The organism is Imperialibacter sp. (assembly GCF_040222385.1).
In the GTDB taxonomy this organism is placed as follows: Bacteria; Bacteroidota; Bacteroidia; order Cytophagales; family Cyclobacteriaceae; genus Imperialibacter.
Map to the genome: position 1 here is coordinate 243583 of NZ_JAVKDF010000022.1, position 17679 is coordinate 261261.

Annotated in this window: 8 protein-coding genes; 5 read left to right on the forward strand and 3 right to left on the reverse strand. The window is 46.0% G+C overall.

The window, feature by feature from the left end; all coding sequences use genetic code 11:
* Positions 1-119: 119 nt before the first annotated feature.
* Entirely contained in the window at positions 120-1205 is a 1086-nt protein-coding gene (locus tag RIG68_RS08715) for an aminotransferase class V-fold PLP-dependent enzyme (protein WP_350121185.1), read from the reverse strand.
* Positions 1206-1414: 209 nt separating this feature from the next.
* Here RIG68_RS08715 and RIG68_RS08720 point away from each other — a divergent pair, with 209 nt between their 5' ends.
* Complete coding sequence (locus RIG68_RS08720) at positions 1415-4864, forward strand: ThuA domain-containing protein (RefSeq protein ID WP_350121188.1); 3450 nt, start codon at positions 1415-1417, stop codon at positions 4862-4864.
* A gap of 89 nt (positions 4865-4953) precedes the next feature.
* Positions 4954-5562, forward strand: coding sequence for a 3-keto-disaccharide hydrolase (locus tag RIG68_RS08725; RefSeq protein ID WP_502880045.1), 609 nt, complete (start codon positions 4954-4956; stop codon positions 5560-5562).
* 595 nt (positions 5563-6157) lie between these two features.
* Here RIG68_RS08725 and RIG68_RS08730 read toward each other — a convergent pair.
* The gene (locus tag RIG68_RS08730; protein ID WP_350121191.1) at positions 6158-7495 is read right to left on the reverse strand and encodes a vanadium-dependent haloperoxidase; all 1338 of its coding nucleotides are present in this window, start codon (positions 7493-7495) and stop codon (positions 6158-6160) included.
* On the reverse strand, positions 7495-10851 hold the full coding sequence (locus RIG68_RS08735; RefSeq protein WP_350121193.1) for a VCBS repeat-containing protein: 3357 nt from the start codon (positions 10849-10851) through the stop codon (positions 7495-7497). Before RIG68_RS08735 ends, RIG68_RS08730 begins: the two co-directional genes overlap by 1 nt.
* Before the next feature lie 289 nt (positions 10852-11140).
* Here RIG68_RS08735 and RIG68_RS08740 point away from each other — a divergent pair, with 289 nt between their 5' ends.
* The 3 genes from RIG68_RS08740 (at position 11141) to RIG68_RS08750 (ending at position 17601) form a co-directional block, all read left to right on the forward strand.
* Positions 11141-12640: an outer membrane protein assembly factor BamB family protein gene (locus tag RIG68_RS08740; RefSeq protein WP_350121196.1), complete on the forward strand. Its 1500-nt coding sequence runs from the start codon at positions 11141-11143 to the stop codon at positions 12638-12640.
* A 277-nt stretch (positions 12641-12917) separates the two neighbouring features.
* The gene (locus RIG68_RS08745) at positions 12918-15785 is read left to right on the forward strand and encodes a class I adenylate-forming enzyme family protein (RefSeq protein ID WP_350121199.1); all 2868 of its coding nucleotides are present in this window, start codon (positions 12918-12920) and stop codon (positions 15783-15785) included.
* A complete protein-coding gene (locus RIG68_RS08750; protein WP_350121202.1) occupies positions 15775-17601 on the forward strand; it encodes an AMP-binding protein in 1827 nt (608 codons plus the stop codon). The genes RIG68_RS08745 and RIG68_RS08750 overlap by 11 nt, the downstream gene beginning before the upstream one ends.
* The last annotated feature ends 78 nt before the right edge of the window (positions 17602-17679 follow it).

Genomic DNA, 17679 nt, shown 5'->3' on the forward strand with positions numbered 1-17679 from the left:
TCATTATGATTTTGTCGCCGCAAAGTTACGTTACTAAAACTAATTTATTCCTGAAATAACTCCACTCAAGAAGTATTTGTACGGTAAGTTTTAAGCTATTAACAGCTAAAAAGGAAAAACTACAAGTTGAACGTGTCAATCGAGTCAACTAACAGCTCAATGCTTTCTTTTGAGTGTGTTGGAAAATTGGCGACCCGGATATGCGAATCTTTAAACGGACCATAGCCGCTGCCCACCACCATGCCTTTGGATTTCAAAAAGTCGATCAACGGTGCCGTATGCTGTCCCGTTTCTGCTACCACCACAGTTTTGGATCGGGCGTTTGTATTTTTCACGAAAGGGGAAAACGTTGAATGGTTCTCGAAGTAGGTGTACAGCACCGTTGCCTTGTATTCAGCTTCGATTCGGATTCTTTCCAGTCCTTTAGAGAGCATATCGCCAGCCACCTTGCCTAATAAATACATGTATAACACATTGGGAGTTTCTGGCGTTTGCTGCTTGAGGCCCGCTTCGTGCAACTTAAGTAAGCTATGATAAGAACCGATGACCTGACCTTTTACCTGCAAAGCCTTCGCTTTTTCGAGGCAGCGATCATTGTAAAACCAAACACCCAACCCCGCCGGCAAGCCAAAACATTTCTGTACTGAAAGGTAGGCAGTGTCGATTTTGCTAAAATCGATATTGGAAACTGGTGCTGAGCTTACAAAGTCTACAGCAATCAGCACATTAGGATAGGCAGCTTTAAGCTGTTCTATCTCATTTTGTGGAAAGGCAACGCCGGTACTGGTTTCATTTTGCGTCACCGAAATAAGCTCTGCAGAACCTGGAATGGCGACATCGCTGATGGGGGTGTAGCTGCCGTAATCGGCCTTTGCCATTTTGGCTGTCCGGCCCAGCTCTCCGGCTATTTCATAAAACCTTTGAGAAAACGACCCATTGACAAAGTGGAAGGATTCTTTTTCTACGCAGTTTTGAATCAGTCGCTCCCACACCTCGGTGGCCGAAGCGGTAAAAGCCAGGTGAAAATCGTTGGGCAGGCCAAAAAGACTGCGGAGATTGCTTTCAGCCTCTGCATAAATTTCCTGAAACCGCTTACTTCTATGAGAAATAGCAGGTATTTGCTCTTTGAGGGCGTTTTTCAGGTGCTCCTCCACAGTGAAATAGATGTCGGAAGGGCCAGGGGTAAAGTAAATTTTCTTTGCCATAAAGGGTGGATAAAAAAATCGATAGAACCGTTGCGCAAAAATGAGGAAGTAATGTGGCTCTAACAAAGAAATGGACTGGGAAAAGTGATTTTATCCGGGCGTCGGCCTCGGGCCTGAAAAGCTTTCATCCTTCAAATTTTCCATTCATAAACTCTGGAGTCAGAAAGCAACAGGAATAGCCTTACATTTAACTGCTTAAGCGATATCCTATGAAACTACTTCTTTTCTCCAGGCGGCTGCTTTTTGGCTGTGTTTTTTTACTCTCACTGCTAACGCTTGAATCGTGCGACAGTGGCTCAAACGGCCCAAGAGTGTTGGTTTTCTCTGAAACCAAGGGCTACAAGCACGGCTCCATTCCTTATGGTATAGCTGCTATTCAAGAAATGGGGAGCGAGCACGAGTTTGTCGTGGACACTACCCGCAACTCTGACGTATTTACTGACGATAACTTAAAGAAATATAAGGCCGTAGTATTCAACTGCACTACTGGCAATGTGCTGAATGCCAAACAACAGGCTGCCTTCGAACGCTATATTCAGGCAGGAGGTGGCTACGTTGGTATTCACTCAGCCGCCGACACCGAATACGACTGGCCTTGGTATGACAAGCTGATGGGAGCCCACTTTTCCAGCCATCCCAGCAATTCCAATATCCAGAAGGGGACTGTTTTGGTCACCGACACCACCCATATTTCAACAAAAGGTCTTCCTGCGAAATGGGAGAGAACTGACGAATGGTACAGCTACAAAGGCTTTTACTCTGAGTTGAATGTGCTCGCCTACCTGGACGAAAACACCTACAATGGCGGTACCAATGGTGCCAATCATCCCATTGCCTGGTACCATGAGTTTGATGGTGGCCGTGCGTTCTACACCGGTGGCGGTCATGTGGAAGAGAGCTTCAGCGACCCTTTATTTCTCCAGCACCTTTACGGTGGCATTCAATATGCCATGGGCGACAATGTGACCCTTGACTATTCTAAGTCATATGCAGTGGAAGCGCCTGAAGAAAACCGCTTCGTGAAGACAATTCTGGTGAATGACCTTGACGTGCCGATGGAAATGGCCATTGCCGACGACGGAAGGCTTTTTTACACCGAAATGTTCAATGGGAAGCTGTGGATGTTCGATACAAAGAGCGGGGAGAACAAACTGGTGCATCAGCTTGATGTGATGAACAAAGGCGGCACCGGGTTAATAGGAGTGACGCTTGACCCTGAATTTACCGCCAACGGTTATATTTATCTGTATCACTCACCGCCGATGGAGGGAGAGCCATTTTTCTTCCATTTGTCCCGGTTTGTGGTAACAGCTGACAACACGCTAGACCTGACTTCGGAAAAAGTGCTGTTGAAAGTGCCTGTGCAGATCAACAGCGGGGCACACCATGGTGGTTCACTGGCCTTCGACAAGGATGGTAACCTTGTGCTGTCAACTGGCGATGGTACCACACCGTTTCCTTCGAATGGCTATGCACCCATTGATGAAAGACCCGAGCCGGAGTATTTCCCCATGGATGCCCAACGCTCGGCTGCCAATACCAACGATTTCAAAGGTAAGATTTTGCGGATTCGTCCGCAGGAAGATGGGACGTACACTATTCCAGAAGGTAATTTGTTTGCGCCTGGTACAGAAAAGACTTTGCCTGAAATTTATGCGATGGGTTGCCGCAATCCGTACCGGATAGCCATCAACCCTAAAACAGGAACCATCTATTGGGGTGAGATAGGGCCGGATGCAGGTGAAGACAGTATACAAGGCCCAAGAGGATATGATGAATTTAACCAGGCCAAAAAGGCTGGTAATTTCGGGTGGCCTTACTTTGTCGGGAATAACTATGCTTATGCGGAGTGGGATTTTGCCACGAATACCGCAGGTCCCAGTTACGACGCCTTCGAGCCAGTTAACAATTCTCCCAATAATACTGGATTGACGAACTTGCCAAGCCCAAGTCCGGCCATGATCTGGTACCCTTATGCTGCCTCTGAAGACTTCCCCGAGCTGGGCAAAGGAGGACGGAGTGCTATGGCAGGCTCTTTTTACACATACAACGCTGCACAGAAGTCACCAAGCGGCTTTCCTGAGTATTTTGATGGTGGTTTGTTTGTGTTCGACTGGATGAGAAACTGGATCATGGTGCTGCGGTTTGATGAAAACGAGAACTACGTGCGCAACGAGCCTTTTATGACCAACAATGGCGACTTCCGCAGACCTATCGATATGGTATTCAGCAAGGAAGGCGTTATGTATATGCTGGAGTACGGGTCGGTGTATGGTGCAGATAATGACGACGCCAGGCTGATCAGAGTAGAGTACAATACGGGCAACCGGGCACCAATAGCCAGCGCCAGCATTGTCGATTCCGTAGCTATGGCAGAAAAGAGGGCCAAAGCTTTTGTGACGTCTGAATCACGCTACAGGGGCCCGTCGGAGATCGCTGGAGTGGCACCACTGGCGGTGAAGTTCAGCAGCGCTGGAACAACCGACTATGATGATGACGATGAAATAAGCTTCCAATGGTTGTTTGACGGGAAAACGGTGGGAGCTACTGAACGCAACGCAAGCTATACCTACGAAACACCCGGACTGTACAATGCGGTATTGCGGGTAATTGATAAAGCTGGTGCCGTTGGTTCGGACACTGTGCTGGTGAGAGTGGGCAACGAGCGGCCAAAGGTGGCAGTTGAAACGGCTGGCAACAAGTCATTTTTCTGGGACAATAATCCGTCTTTCTCTTACAAAGTGGTGGTAAACGATAAGGAAGAAGGCAATGTGCCTTCCTCAGTAGTAACCGTGCTGTTTGACTACAACCCAACACCAGGCACGGCGGCGGCGCAAGCTGTTGGTCATCAAGCTGTGCTCGGTGACAACTCTCTGGGTAAATCGCTTATTGAGGCCAGCGATTGCAAGGCCTGCCATACGGTAAAAGACATTTCCGTTGGGCCCGCCTACCTGAAAGTGGCAGAAAGGTACAAGGGAGATCCTTCGGCAGTCAATACATTGGCCAGAAAGATTATCCAGGGCGGCGGCGGCAACTGGGGTGACGTGCACGTGATGGCAGCCCACCCGCAGATCCCCATGGACGACGCCAAAGAAATTGTCAATTACATTCTATCGCTGGCCAACCCGTCCACAGCTACTACGTTGCCTGCGGAGGGCAAGGTGGCTTTGAACAAACACAAAAAAGATGACAGGCGTGGCGTGTACAACCTGTTGGCTACTTATACCGATAAAGGAGCCAACGGTGTGGGGCCTTTGACCGGCTCAGAGCTAATCACACTTCGAAACGCCAGGGTGAGCACGGTGTTTGCAGATGCACACGAAGGCTTCCCACGGTGGGGAAACAGCTTGAGTCAGGGAAGCCATAAATCCTATATTCTCCTGAAGAACATTGACATGACTGGCATCAAAGGATTCAGCTATGAGTATGCAGCAGACAAGAAAAATGGCTATATAGAAGTGAGGCTAGACTCATATGCCGGGCCCATTGTTAGCAAAACAGATTTTGTCGCCACCGGCTCGTGGGGTGAGAATGGTACAGTTAATGGAACGCTGGAAAAGCCGTTAGAAGGACGTCATGATATGTATTTCTTTGTCATGAAACCAGAAAAGCCGAATGACAACCTGGCCGTATTGAAAGCGATTCAATTTGAAAAATAACCTTTGCTATGGTAAGTTTCGCCTTTGGAGTCGACAGCAGGTAATACAATTTAATAGCTAATACAGATATACTTAAACAATAAGCAACAATGAAAAGAATGAAATTAACGGGGGTATCCTTGGCGATTGGCCTGGCGCTTTTGATGACTAACGGGGCGTTTGCTCAAAAGTCCATTTTCAATGGCAAGAACCTGAAAGGATGGAAGATTTACGGCACTGAAAAGTGGTTTGTAGAAGACGGCTTACTGGTTTGCGAAAGTGGGCCGGACAAAGGATACGGCTATTTTGCAACAGAGAAAACTTACAAGGACTTTGACCTTACGCTCGAGTTTCAGCAGGAAGCCAATGGGAACAGCGGTGTGTTTTTCAGATCGAGCATTGAGGGCACAAAGATCACTGGCTGGCAGGCGGAGGTGGCGCCTCCTGGACATGATACCGGCGGAATTTACGAATCCTACGGCAGAGGCTGGTTGATCAAGCCAGACCCTGAAAAGGACAAGGCACTGAAGATGGGGGAGTGGAACACGATGCGCATCAAGGTGGTGGGCGATGAAGTGACTACGTGGGTGAACGGCACGGAAATGATTTCATTCAAAGACGAGAAGATTGGGCAGGCAACGGGGTCAATTGCCCTTCAAATTCACGACGGAGGTGGTATTCGTGTGAAGTGGAGAAACATCAAGATCAAAGAGCTTTAAGGCGCATATAAACGATGCTTTTTGCCATTTATTTCGGTTCGAAAAATTAATAGAAATATTGGTTCCTTCTCTTTGTCAAAAAGTATTGAATGCTCTAACTTCGTATTAAATCCTGAGCAGGCAGATGGTCCTAAACCTAACATGAATACAATGCCGGGTTAACCTTCTTGCCAAAACCAGGCCTCATCCGCCAACTGGCGGACCTCGTCTTCGGGCAGGTTAACAGTGGAAGGTTGCGATAAGGAGGAGCCTAAATCTTGTCTAAAAGAGGTTTAGTTACCTCATTCCTGAGCAGGTAAAAAGCTTTCGGGTTCGCTCGAAAGCTTTTTTGTTTTCAGTCTCACAGGGTAGAAGGCAGCTATTACGGATCAGACGGAAAATCTGGGGAGCAAGCCTCAAAAGGAACGTTATTCGATTCAGCAAATAGGCTGCAATAAAAAAGCAAAACTGGTTCAATGCGTCTCGCCCGGCCGGGCTTCTCCAGTCGGATAGGCTTGGACCTTTTGCTTTTTTATTTAGCAGCACACCGATCCATTCAATCCCCAAGAATACAGATTGGTACATATTCGATCAGGCAGAAATACCCGCTACTTTTTCAGTTTGTGCCCTTGCTGGCTGGCTTCAGAACTTTGTTGATGGAGTTTGTGCCCACAGCCCGGCCTTGCTTCACACCCTCATCGCAGGCGTCTCGGTAATGGATGCCGCCGTATAGCCTTGAAATGGCTGCCTCTGCGGCAGCTTCGTAAAAGGAATTGAAGTCCCTTTCCGGTAGTCCGAAATACACCTCAGAGTCGTCTCTAAAAGCGAAGTTGTCGCCGAGAAGTGTTGTGAGCACAACAGAAGAAGCAGCAGACACTACGCTGTGCCCACTGGTGTATTCAGGAAACGGAGGTGTTTGGAGAATTGGTCGCCATTCGGAGTCGATGTACTTGTTGATCATGGTTTCAGGCCTGATCCTGTCACTCCGGTATTTTTCATCCCAACAGCTTATAAAAGCATCGTGGAGGGTAGTGCCCACCATGGCATGCACAAAAATGGTGGAGTCGAAGGGAATATCTGCCTTTTCACAAGCGATACCGGTAATACCCATCCAGTGGCCGCCAGGAGAGATCTTCTTCAATCCGATGGCCATGTGGCCCGAATAGGCTACGGCAAAAGGGTTGCAGTCCCAAAAGCTGGCGGTAAGCTTCTGCTCAGGCGTTAGGTTCTTCACAACGTCATACACCTCCATGGTTTGCTTATAGAACGAGCTGGCGGTGTCGAGGCTGAAAGGGGCAGGGGCTGTTGGCACAAACTGGTCGTACGACTCGAGAAAGAACGGTCTGATGGTTTTCCATTGCGGCTCGATGGCCGACATATATTCAGGAGGTGTGGGGTACCACCGACCTTCCTCTTTGCTTGGGGTGTACCTGGTGTAGGTGCTCAGCTTATTGTACCCGTCGCTTTTGGCATAACGAATGATTTGGTCTGCTATTTCAATAGCGTACTTCTTGTTGGCTTCAACAGAACGAGATGAAAGCTTGTATTGCTCTTTGAACTGTGTTTCCAGCTGCTCCTGATTGGTTTTTAGCAGGTAGCCCGACGGCATGATCTTTTTTCCCACCTCCAGCATGGCATAGGTGGCTGCAAAAGTCAGGTCAAAGCCTTTTGCGGAGTAGGGGGCATGAACGCCCGGGTTTACTTTGAAGTTTGGGCCAATTTGAGGAATGTTGCTACCACTGGTGGTCGCCGTGTAATAGGCGCCCAGCATAGCGTAAGCATAAAACCGGCTGGCGGCAGGTGGGTTAGCCACATCGTGAAGCATCACCTCCGACAGGTGGAAGGCGTTCTCGGCGAACACTTTGGCCGCTTCTGTATTGCTCAGGTTGGTCTGCGCAGAGGCGGTAAATTGCATAGTGCCCAACAAAACACCCAGTATAACAGTCTTTCTCATCACTTATTCAATTTATACGCTTCGATACCCACATTATTCACACCCACGAGCAGGAACTGCTCACCTGCCACATCTATCACGTCAAGTGACTTGGTATCTCCTGTGAACCTGAAGCCAGATTTTGACTGTGATACATATTTGAAATGTCCCTTGCCGTCACCTTCGTACAGTTGGCCGAAGTTAGCGTCGATCACCCCCATGCGAATGCGAATCGAGCTTTGATTACCCGCAACAACCAAATCCATGTTGCCGTCTTCGTTGTAGTCAACCATCGTCATTGCATAAACGGGAGCGAACTGTGCTTCATCCGGTAAGGCGTGGGGAATGAGTTTGCCATCTCTGTTTTCCAGGTACATACTCCGCAGCTCGGTAGCCTTCAGTTCTTTTGCATCCTTTAAGTCAGCTTTTGAGAAGATGGTGCTCAACCTAGCATCGGCATAGGAAGAGTAGTCGGTATACTTGCTTCGCATGGCATAGATTTGATCAAGTAATTCATCTCTGCTGGCAAATGGAACCGACTCCCCTTCAATGTAGTAGTTGAGGATGGGGTCTACCGACCCATTGTTGTCGAAGTCTTTGTAAACAAGGGTAATGGGCTCTTTTTCGCTTGCATGGAGCTGGGTGTTTAGCCCGAAGTTCCCCACAACAATATCAGGGTCGCCGTCTTTATCAAAATCATGCACTATCATTTTATTCCAGAGACCTGAGATTGGCTTGTCGAAATATTGGTTGGTCGATCGCTCCAGCGATTTTCCCTGCTTATTAATGAACACTTCAATGGCCATAAACTCTCCAACGACAACCAGGTCGTCCCATTTGTCGCCGTTCAGATTTACCCAGGATGCATCAGTAACCATGCCTATCGAACCCAGCTCTTTGGCCTTGGCGACAGTCACATCCACAAACTTGCCGTTCCCTTTGTTTTCAAGCAAGAAGCTTTGCGGCACTTCGGGGTACCTGCCGGGAATCACCCTTCCGCCAAGCACAAGATCCATATCGCCGTCTTTGTCAAAGTCGGCGTAGGCGATACATGATTTACTGACGAGCATGTCCGGCAAGGCATCGATGGCTTTAGTGAAATTTCCTTTCCCATCATTCAGGTAAAGCCTGTCCTGCGTGGCTTTATCTTTCTCACTATAATCATTATAGCCGCCACTAACGAGATAGAGATCGAGGTCTCCGTCCTTGTCGGCGTCAAAAAAGCTGGCACCAGCGTCTGTATACTGAAGATCGGTTTGTGTTACAGGGAAATTGGCAGGCTCGAACGAACCGGTGGCCGATTGAATGAAGAGCATACCCGGGTTTTCTTGTGCACCACCTACGAAAATATCTTCTCTACCATCACCATTTACATCCCCAGTCGTCATAATCGGGCCGCAGTTGGTGAGCATCGTCATTAGGAGTGGCTGCCGCTTGAAGTCGTTGAAACCATACTCCAGGTGCTCATAGTAAACGGGGCATTCGACTCTTGAAAAGTTAGTCGGTTCAATCAATGTCTTACCAGAAACAAATAAGTAGGGCTTTTCAACACTTCTTTCCTCTATCGTAATTGTTTGATTCGCAGCAATGCCTGCAAGCTTTTGCTCGCCACCACTGAGCCATTTCACTCTGATTGAGTCTATTTTGCTCTGTTGCCCAAGCCCGACATGAAGTCTGCCGGTAACCGACGATTGAAAGCCTCTGGTAGGCATTTGCTCAAAATACTGCACCTGTCCACCTGCATACACATGCACTTTGGCACCGTAGCCCCTTGAGTTTTTAGAAAGTCCCTTGAGCGTAATGTCGAGGTAGTTGCGATCAGGATGCCTTTGTTGGGTTTGATTTCTATAGATTGAAACAGCGTTGTTTTGATTGTTGACGATCAGGTCAATATCCCCATCGTTGTCAAGGTCGGCATAAGCAGCGCCGCTGGAAAAGCCCGGATTGGCGAAGCCCCAGTCGTCACTCATGTCCATGAACGTCAGATCGCCATTATTCTTGTAGATGTAGTTATGAACGGGGGTGGATGTCATGGTGGAAACCAGATGAAAGGTGTCCGCAGGCTGTTTTTCTCTCGCCATATCAAAGAAGTAGTCGCCCTCGTATTTCAGGAAGTCACGGTTGGTGTAGTCACGGAAATAGCCATTGCTAATAAAGAGGTCTTTCCATCCGTCGTTGTCGTAGTCGGCAAAGAGTGGGGACCAACTCCAGTCGGTATTGGAAATACCCGAGAACTGGCCTATTTCGCTGTAGGTGCCATCGGTGTTGTTCAGATGGAGCATGTTGCGCATGTTTTGGAAATAGAAGCCGTTAATGACCAGCAGGGCAAAATGCTCGTAGTTCTCCGGTCCATACAACAGCTTTTGGCGTTTGTTGTCCTCCGGCAGCATGTCGAGCGTGTAAATGTCGGGCCAGCCGTCGTTGTTGATGTCGCTGATGTCGCAGCCCATGGAGAAATAGGAGATGTGCTGCATGTAGTTTGTCATTTCGTCGGTAAAGGTGCCGTCGCCGTTGTTGATGTAGAGGTAGTCGGGCTCTACGTAGTCGTTGGATACGTAAATGTCCTGAAAACCATCCTGGTTCACATCGGCAATGTTGACGCCCAAACCGAACCCAAGTGGGTTGCCTTTGATACCAGCTGCGGCGCTGATGTCGACAAAGTGCCCGTTGTCATTACGGTACAGTTTGTCGCCAGCGTAGGGATCTCGTGTTTCTTTTGCCTTGGCAAACTCAAACTCACGGATCACGGTAATGTTGTGATTGAGCAGGTACATGTCCAGGTCACCATCATTGTCGATGTCAAAAAAGGCTGAGTGCGTGCTGTGCGATGGATCATCCAAACCATATTCCACTGCCTTTTCTGTGAAGGTCAGGTCTTTGTTATTGATGAAGAGTTTATTCCTTCTGGTATCGGGAGCAGTTTTTCCTGAAAGGCACACATAAATATCGAGCCAGCCATCACCGTTAATATCTACCATGTTTGCACCAGTTTTCCATCCCTGGCTTACAGCAGTGCCCGATGATTTTGTGATGTCTTTGAAAGAGAAGTTTCCCTGATTGAGGTAGAGCTGGTTTTCTACCATATTGCCAATGAGGTACACATCGTCCAACCCATCATTGTTGATGTCGCCAATGGCCACACCGCCGCCGTTGTAGAAGTATTCGTAGGTGAGCACGTTGGCAGTAGGACTCTCCGTCAACATGTTCTTGAATGTAATGCCTGTTTTAGCTGTGGGCATCAGCTCAAAAAGCGGTCCTTTTTGTTGGGCAAGGGACAATGTGCTTATGAAAGACAGTGCTATGATTAAATTAACAATCAAATAATTATTGATCGAAATAGCGCTGAATTGATTCAATATATATCTACGGGTGTCCATCAGGGAAGAAGTAAAAATCCAACATCACAATTCGTAAGGGTTCAATTCTCAAATATGGTTGCATTTTATCAAATGCGGGTCAGAGATTTGGATATTTCTTCGATCCAAACCAAACACAAGTTAATGTTTATAAAAAGCATATGGTAGTGCTTAAAAGGTTTTTTAAACAGTGTTGTTGCACCTGCTGCGCCGGGGCCTATTTTACCGGCGTTGAAAGGTGTTGCTAGCCTCCATTTGTTTAGCTTTATGTTCGTTTTTCAATACTTTAGCGGCCGAAACGGCCATCACTATGAAATTTTCCCATCAACTGTTGCTCTTGCTTGTTGCGTGTTTCTGCGTGGCAGTTACCTCCTGCAAAAAAAAGAAAACAGAAGTAGCCTGGGTGCAGGACTTCTCAATCATTGGTTCTCAGTCGTCGCCAAGGGCTGCTGACCTTAATCTGGATGGTGTGTTGGATATTGTGATGGGGGCGGGGAAGAACGAATACCAAAAGTCAGAATTTGGTGTGATGGCGCTGGACGGAAAAACCGGTGAGTTGCTTTGGAAACAGGAAACCACTGACCAGGTGTTTGGTTCGGCTACGTTGTACGATGTCAGCGGTGACCAGGTGCCGGAGGTGTTTATTGGCGGCAGGTCGCCTCACCTGAGAGCGCTGGATGGAAAAACCGGCAAGGTGATTTGGGCCTATGACCATGAGTTGTACCAGGAAGACTCCATCCTTCAGTATGCCCGCTTTAATTTTTACAACAGTGTGCTGGTACCTGACCAAAATGGGGACGGACTCAAGGACTTGCTGATTGTGAATGGGGGCAATTCTAAAGTTGAGTCATTTTCCACCAGCAATAGATTTCCTGGCGTATTGATGCTGATGGACACCAAAACCGGTGAGATTCTGGCAGCAGACACGATGCCCGATGGTAAAGAGTCGTACATGTCGCCTATTGCGTTTCGGCAGCCAGGCAGCGACGACGTTACTATCCTGTTTGGAACAGGAGGGGAGACGATCTCAGGGAGCCTGTATGTAACTACCCTGACAGCTTTAAAAGCTCGTCAGCTCTCTAAAGCCAGAATCCTGGCGACGGAAGTTGGCCATGGCTTCATTGCACCGCCTTCTACAGCAGATATTAATGGAGACGGCTTTTATGACCTTGTATCTATTTCACATGCCAGCAGCATATTTGCTATTGATGGCAAAACCGAAAAGCTCATTTGGACGAAAAAGATTGACAATTCAGAGTCGAGCAACAGCTTTGCCGTTGGTTATTTTACTGACGATGACGTACCCGACTTCTTTACGTTTGTGAGCAGGGGTGCCTGGCCGGAGAATACCGGATCAGTGCAGGTAATGCTTGATGGCAAAACAGGAGAGATCGTCTACATGGCCGAAATGGGCTGCACAGGGTTCTCTTCGCCAGTGGTTTATGACCTCAATGGGGATGGAATCGATGAGGCGATTATCAGTATCAACGAATTTGATTGTGCCGAGGGGTTTGTGAACAAGAAATCAAGCGAGATACTTACAAAGCTTGTTGCGATTAATTTTACAGATAAATCAGTCATCCCCATTGATCAGCTCAATGGATTCAAGAATATCTTCTCAACACCTTATATTGGGGACATGGACAATGATGGCTACCTCGATATTGTTCATTGTCAGTACTTCAATCCCACCTCCGACCTGATGGTTTTTCTTGGCATGAAGATCAAGCGCATATCAACGGGTATCGAAATAGAAGAACCTGTGCGATGGGGGGGCTATATGGGTTCGAATGGAAATGGGGTGTTTTGAGTTAGGCAGGCTGTAATTTGAATTCTAATGAATTCTAAATCCACCCAAGTTTTATCTGAATTTCTTCACTATTCTGATCAGAGGAGTTGAAATAATAAAATGATTTTTCTAGGTTTGAGTGTTAAAATTGCTGCCTTTCTGATATAAGAACTTGTAGTTTGTTGGCCAGATCAGCCATGGAATTTTTTATTGTGAGATCTGGTCAGGCTGACCCAGAGTTGATTTCCGGTAATGGGATTTCTTGAATATTATTTTTGTGCAGATTTTCTTGTAATATATGAGTGAACGGCTTCGCAACTACAGATGTCCATTTTGTTCTTCCCCACTTTCCCATCATCGTTTGTCGAGTGATAGCGACTCTCAAGAAGGCGGCTTAATAAAATGCAGTACCTGCTACGTCCAAATTCCGGTCGTTAATGGTATCGTATACTTCACCGAATCAGACAATGATGTTTATCTGAATGATGAATCTTGTTTTGATCGTGTTAAAGACCTCATTATTGAAAAAAGGCCTGACTACAGAAACTTCATGCGAGTCAAGCAGTGGAGAAAAACACTTGACCCTTACTCTGCCTTTCAACCATTTAATGAGTCTTCAAGATCAATATATCCTTTCTTACATCTGATAAGTGCCAACTTGAAGGCTGGCGATGTAATCATTGATACTTGGTGCCGTACAGGTTGGAGTTCGCTCTTTTTAGCTGGGCTGTTTCCCAATCAAAAAGTGATATCCATATGGGAAGGAAACAAGGACACTCTTGGCTATCAGGGGTTTGATTTTTGGCTCGGCAAAACGGTGAGACCTACTAATTTGGAAATAGTTTTTCACGACTTAAACAAGCCCCTCCCGTTTCAGAGCGATACAGCCAGTTTCATTTACGGACTAGACACACTTCACAGGTACGACCAGAAGGTTTTAGTACCTGAACTACTCAGGGTTCTTAAAGATGACGGTATACTCATTTTTCCTCATATTCATCTGACCAACTCGGAGCCAGAGCCTTTCTTCGAAAGGGGTGAAAGGCAGCTTCATGGAATGGCTTACGAGTCGTATTTTAGTAAAGTTCTTGCAGGCAGAGGTCATAAGGCTTTCGTTCTGTCCGAGCCTGAAATGTTTTCCCTGGCTCAACCCACAAGCATTGTCAGTGACCCTGGCACCAAAGACTACAATGCAATGGTCGCAATATTGCCCGACAAACTTGCGGGTGAGAAACTGAGGCCATTTGACTACAAAAAATACAGTGCTGACGAGCTTCGAATTCTGGTCAATCCTTTCTTTGTGTATGATCTTTCGAACCAGGCCGTTACTCTTGATCGAGAGCATCTAAATGGAATGGTTGGACACATGATGGATCGGCACCCCGTTTATATTGAAAAGGTGCAATCGACGCATGGTTTCAAACTAACTGAAGAGCAAGCTGAAATTATATACCTGTCGCAGCATGGTTACTCGGTGAATCAACTGATTGAAAAATTTGGATTTGACAGATCAGGGATATTCGTGGCTATCGACGAGCTTATAGAAAAGGACATATTACAAGTACTTCCAATTTCTGAGCAGGCAGTGTTGTTGCAGCAATATCATTCGAAGCAGACGGTCAACACGCTCCATTCTGATCATACGATAGCTCATTTGTTGGCTCGAGCCAGCCTAATGTACAGTGATCAACCAGTGATAATAAATAGCCAGGATGATAGTGAAATAAGCTTTGAAGAAGCGAATGCGCTTACTGAAGCTATTCAGACTAGACTGAGGGCGGCTGGCCTTAAAAAAGGCAGCTTGATATGTATTTCTTCAAAACCCCACTTTGAGGCAATCTTGGTGTATTGGGCCGCCACAGGAATGGGGCTAAAGGTGAGTATAATTAACTCCAGCCTGCCACTACATATTAAGGAAGATATACTAAGGGAGGCCCCTCCAAGTCTTGTTTTTGCTGACACAGAGTTAAGGCTGCATTTAGAAACCCAGGTGGTGGTTTTTGATAACGAGGAAATAGATATCCCTTCTTTATTCTCAAACTGGCTGCAAGATGATTTCGAAGTGGCTACCTCAGCTAATGACGATCTGATACCAGATGATGTGGCGACGATTCTTTATACTTCTGGAAGTACGGCTAAACCCAAAGGGATACAGCTTGTCAACAGCGCCTTATACGAGAGTGGTAAACTTTTGGCGGAAACTTATCATTGGAAGTCTTCAGATCGCATTCTAATGTCGGCTGAATTGGATTCTATGAGTGGCCTCCGAAACGTCTGCATTGTGCCATTGTTTGCAGGAGTAACCATTGTGATTCCTAAGACTAGCAGCAACAACACTGTTCTAAGCTTAATTGATGAAATCCAAAAGCATGAAGTCACTATATTAACAGCAACTCCGGCGTTGATTAGCCAAATCCTGAAAATAGGAATGCGTGCTAAAGCCCAAATTTCTAGTGTATCCAGAATTATATGCACCGGCGCTAGTCTGCCCCCTACTTTGATTCAAGAATTCCATGACATGTTTGCAATCCCAATTTACAACTACTATGGACTGACGGAAACCACAGGGTTTTGCCTTGGGGAACCTGTTGATAAAGAGGTGGGCAAGGAAGGTTCGATAGGAGTTGAAATAGACGCTATTGCACAAATCGTGGACGATCACAATGATCTGGTAGGACCGGGAGAGACAGGAAATCTCCGAATCTTTTCAGACAGGCACATGAAAGGCTATCTGGCTAGCAGTGAATCAAATTTAATTCTTAAAGATGGATGGCTCTATACTGGCGACCTTGCCATGAGAGATAGTGATGGTTACTATTACCTCAAAGGGAGAAAACGAGACATGATAAAGAATGAAAGTGGCGAGATCGTGTATTTCAAAGAAGTAGAGGAGTGTTTGTCAAAATACGAAGGAATACAGGAAGCACTTGTTGGCAGCATGTCAGATAGGGGGCAAGAATATTTGGTGGCTTTTTACATGGTCACTAACCAAATAACTCAAAAACCAACGGATCAGGAATTAAAACTACATCTTTCAAATCAGTTGGGGAAAGGTAAAGTTCCAAGGACAATTATTGAAGTTGAACAGTTTATTTTGAACCAACGGGGAAAAATTGATAAAAAGGAAATGATGGCAACTCTTAATGCTGGACACCATGCAAGTTGAAAGTTTCAAAGGCTTTGTTGAAGCGCTTGCTGAAGAAAGTATCTCAAAAAAAGTTTTTTTGAAATCTAACGCTTCTGAATATACATATGGAAATCTTCTAAACAGGATAAGGCGAGTGTCTGGTGCAGTCAGGAATTGTGGTGTATCACCAGGAGACAATGTGGTGGTCTCTTTGTCGGACGACTTCGAAATGATTACTTGCTTCCTTGCGCTTGTAGCTAACGGAATAACAGCAGTTCTTATAGATCCCGATGCAAAAAAAGAAAGGGTGAAAAAGATTCTAAGTACCGTTTCGATTCACGGATGGATTTGTAGCAAAGAAAATGCAGATGCATGGGACCTTCCGGAAACAAGCCTGGCTTTTTCCGTGGAAACCCAGACCGGATCCTCAAGTAAACTGCTTAATAAGCTCTTAAAAAAAGAAGCCAGCGTACAAAAAAACACTTTTGAATTCTATTTGAAAGACATCAAGGAGTCAGATGACTTTCAAATTGTAAGTGGAAATGACATCGCCTATATCATTTTCACATCTGGTTCAACAGGTAATCCAAAAGGGGTTCCAATCTCTCATGGGAATATTCTTTCCCACCTCAAAACTCTCTCGAATCAGTATGAGCTAAGCCAAAGCTCAGTGGTAATGAATATTCTGCCTCTCTATCATGTCGATGGCTTGGTTCAGGGGCCCTTACTGGCCGCCTACAATCAGGTTTCGTTAATAAGGCCCTTTAAGTTTGAAATTGCAAAAATACCTCATTTACTAGACGCCGTTTACAAATTCAAGGTTTCCCATTTCATCACAGTACCAACAATGCTTGTGCTTATCAATAAGTATTCGGAAGGGTATGAGAAAAGCTTTGAAACTATTGAATTTAAGTATCTGATATCATGTGCAGCCGCTCTGGAAAGTGAGTTGTGGAATGACACCATTGATCGATTTAAAGTGAAACTCCTCAATGTCTATGGGCTGACAGAGACGGTTACGGGAGGCTTGTTCGCAGGGCCATCTTCGGATAGCCTGATTATTGGTTCTGTCGGCAAACCAGTAGATTGTCAAGCAGCTATCTTTGATGACGACGGCAGGGAGGTAGGAGAAAACGTGACCGGAGAACTAGGCTTAAAAGGCGACAATGTTTTAAAGTCCTATTTAAACCCGGATGAAAATAATTTTAACCAGGGGTTCTTCATGACTGGTGATTTGGCATTTCGAGACCCTCTTGGTATTTATTATATCAAGGGTCGCTTGAAGAATGTAATTATAAAAGGAGGTATTAATGTGTACCCTGAGGAAATTATTGAAATTCTCAATCAACATCCTGATATCCTTGAGGCACATGTGTTCGGTCAGAATGATCCTATTTGGGGAGAAAAGATTTGTGCAGCGGTGGTGCTTGAGACAAACAGAAAGTTGAGCCCCATTGACATCATTGGTTATTGTCAGATGCATATAGAATCGGAAAAACTGCCGTCGGTTATCTATTTTGTAAATAGTCTTCCAAAGGGCCTTTCGGGAAAAGTTCAGATTGATGAGTTAAGAAAGACAATAGCCATGAGTTCGGTGGCCGATAATGGCAAATCAGAATCTATTCGTGCGGACATTAAAAAATTGGCAGTTAAGGCTTTTAACACTCAAATTGAAGACAGTGATTTTGGCAAGCATTCTAGCAACATAGTGGGGTGGGACTCGCTAGCGCATTTGTCGTTGGCAACAAGTGTAGAGGACTATTTTAAGATACAGTTGTCTACTAAAGACATTTTGGGGATATCAACACTTAATGCCCTCGAAGCAATAGTGCAAACCAAAGTCAGCAATCAATGACCTCTCCACCTATCAAGGTCTGGATATTGACGTTTGCTATCGCCCTTCTGAGCCTGATTTTTTCGAAAGAGTATTTCA